This is a genomic window from Pseudomonas sp. PICF6, assembly GCF_009831705.1.
Classification (GTDB): Bacteria; Pseudomonadota; Gammaproteobacteria; order Pseudomonadales; family Pseudomonadaceae; genus Aquipseudomonas; species Aquipseudomonas rhizophila.
Genome location: NZ_WUUD01000022.1, coordinates 145,735 through 147,446, shown reverse-complemented (window position 1 = coordinate 147,446; position 1,712 = coordinate 145,735). Strand labels below are relative to the sequence as shown.

Here is a 1,712-nt window from a genome sequence, read left to right as displayed (position 1 = left end):
CTTGCCAAGGTCGGGGTCGCGAGTTCGAGTCTCGTTTCCCGCTCCAATTTTAAACAGCGTTGCCTTCGGGCAGGGCTGAGTGAAACCAGAACCGATATCTTCGGGTACGGATCTGGGCACTGGAACACACACCATGTGTTCCGGGTAGCGTGTCCCCTTCGTCTAGTGGCCTAGGACACCGCCCTTTCACGGCGGTAACAGGGGTTCGAGTCCCCTAGGGGACGCCAATGCGGGAATAGCTCAGTTGGTAGAGCACGACCTTGCCAAGGTCGGGGTCGCGAGTTCGAGTCTCGTTTCCCGCTCCAAATTCAAAAAAACGCCGCTCATTGAGCGGCGTTTTTTTTCGTCCGTGAAAAAGCGCGCTTCAATCTTCGAGGCTCTCCACCAGGCTCTCAAGTGAGTCTGCACGCTCGTTTTCCGGCAGATCGGGAGCGGGAATCATTGTTCGCATCTGCCGCGCCAGGCGGTATTCACTGGGTGTGCAGTTGGCGTACTGCTTGAAGGCGCGGGCGAAGTAGGAGGGATCCTTGAACCCTGCCTCATAGCCGATGCTGGTGATAGGCATCTGGCTATTGTCGAGCAGTTCCTTGGCAAAGCTCATGCGTTTGTTCAGCACGTAATCGGTGAAGCCAAGCCCGTTGGCTTCCTTGAACACACGGCTGAAGCGAAACGTGGTCATGCCGCATCGCTTGGCCAGGTCCCGCTGATCGATGCTGTCGCGAAAATGCTGGTCGATGTACAGCATGATATGGCTCAGGGCCTGGTGTTTCTGGTGCCCCGAGGTCAGGCGGATGCTGTCTGGCAGGGTTGGCGCGTGGTCGATCAACGAAGTCTTGCGCGGGCCACAGGTGTGGCGGCGTAACTCGCATAATTGCACCAGGGCAGTCAGGTAGCGCTTCCTCTCTGTGGCTGACAGGGGCAGTACCATGTATTCCCACACACTCGAGCGCATGGCCCAGACGGCCAGTTCTTCGGAGTGCTGCACGGTGAACATGGTGATGGGAGTGGCAGGGACGGTGCGTTTGATCTCCAGCAACCGCCTCAGGCCCGGCGTATCCGGGCGATCGAAATGGATGCAGATCATGTCCGCCTGTTCCCCGCCGGGCAGCAGGGCATCTTTTGCCTGGGTGCAGTCGCAAGTGTCCTCGAACTGGCTGACAAGTTCCGGGGTGGACCGATCGTGAGTCAGATCGAACCACAACAGCTTTGGCTTTCTAGTCAGATTCGATGGCATGTGCTTACCACTCAGCGTTGCGACTGCCCTTAAGCTAGCAGTATTGCCAATGTGCCATCACTTCGCCGAATAATTTTTTATAAAAAGCCGGTTTTTTAAGCGCCGTATGCTCAGAACGCCAGAGCGCGAATCGTTGCGAGTTGCAATCGCAAGGCATGCCTGGCTCCCCCCGCAAAATAATCCTAGCGATGTGCAAAATCCTCCTAACGGCTATCCCCACCCGCTGACTAGGGTTGCATCAGGCAGTTGCAAATGTACTGCCTCTGAAAACAACCCTGATGAGGTGCGCAAAATGACTCTTCAAACAATCAAGGCTTCGGTGCTGAAGTTCGCCAAAGATGAAGAAGGCCTGACCATTGTTGAATACGCCGTCGCGGGAGGTTTGATCACGGTGTTGGTGGCGGCAGCCTTCGTTCTTCTGGGCGGCGCGGTGGACACCAAGATCCGTGCGCTGTGCCAGGCCGTCAACGGCAACGTG

Annotated in this window: 2 protein-coding genes and 2 tRNA genes; 3 read left to right on the top strand and 1 reads right to left on the bottom strand. The window is 56.8% G+C overall.

Features of this window, described 5'->3' with window-relative positions; all coding sequences use genetic code 11:
* Positions 1–151 precede the first annotated feature (151 nt).
* A tRNA-Glu gene (locus GSM73_RS15030) sits at positions 152–227 on the top strand.
* A 2-nt stretch (positions 228–229) separates the two neighbouring features.
* Positions 230–305 (top strand) — tRNA-Gly (locus GSM73_RS15025).
* A 59-nt stretch (positions 306–364) separates the two neighbouring features.
* Here GSM73_RS15025 and GSM73_RS15020 read toward each other — a convergent pair.
* A complete protein-coding gene (locus GSM73_RS15020) occupies positions 365–1,234 on the bottom strand; it encodes a DNA-binding response regulator (RefSeq protein WP_160893093.1) in 870 nt (289 codons plus the stop codon).
* A 292-nt stretch (positions 1,235–1,526) separates the two neighbouring features.
* Here GSM73_RS15020 and GSM73_RS15015 point away from each other — a divergent pair.
* Positions 1,527–1,712 (top strand): Flp family type IVb pilin (locus tag GSM73_RS15015; protein ID WP_160893154.1); only part of this gene is annotated, 186 nt, incomplete at its 3' end.

Excerpts from the sequence above, each read along its gene's own strand:
- GSM73_RS15020 (WP_160893093.1), bottom strand. The coding sequence starts at position 1,234 with ATGCCATCGAATCTGACTAGAAAGCCAAAGCTGTTGTGGTTCGATCTG.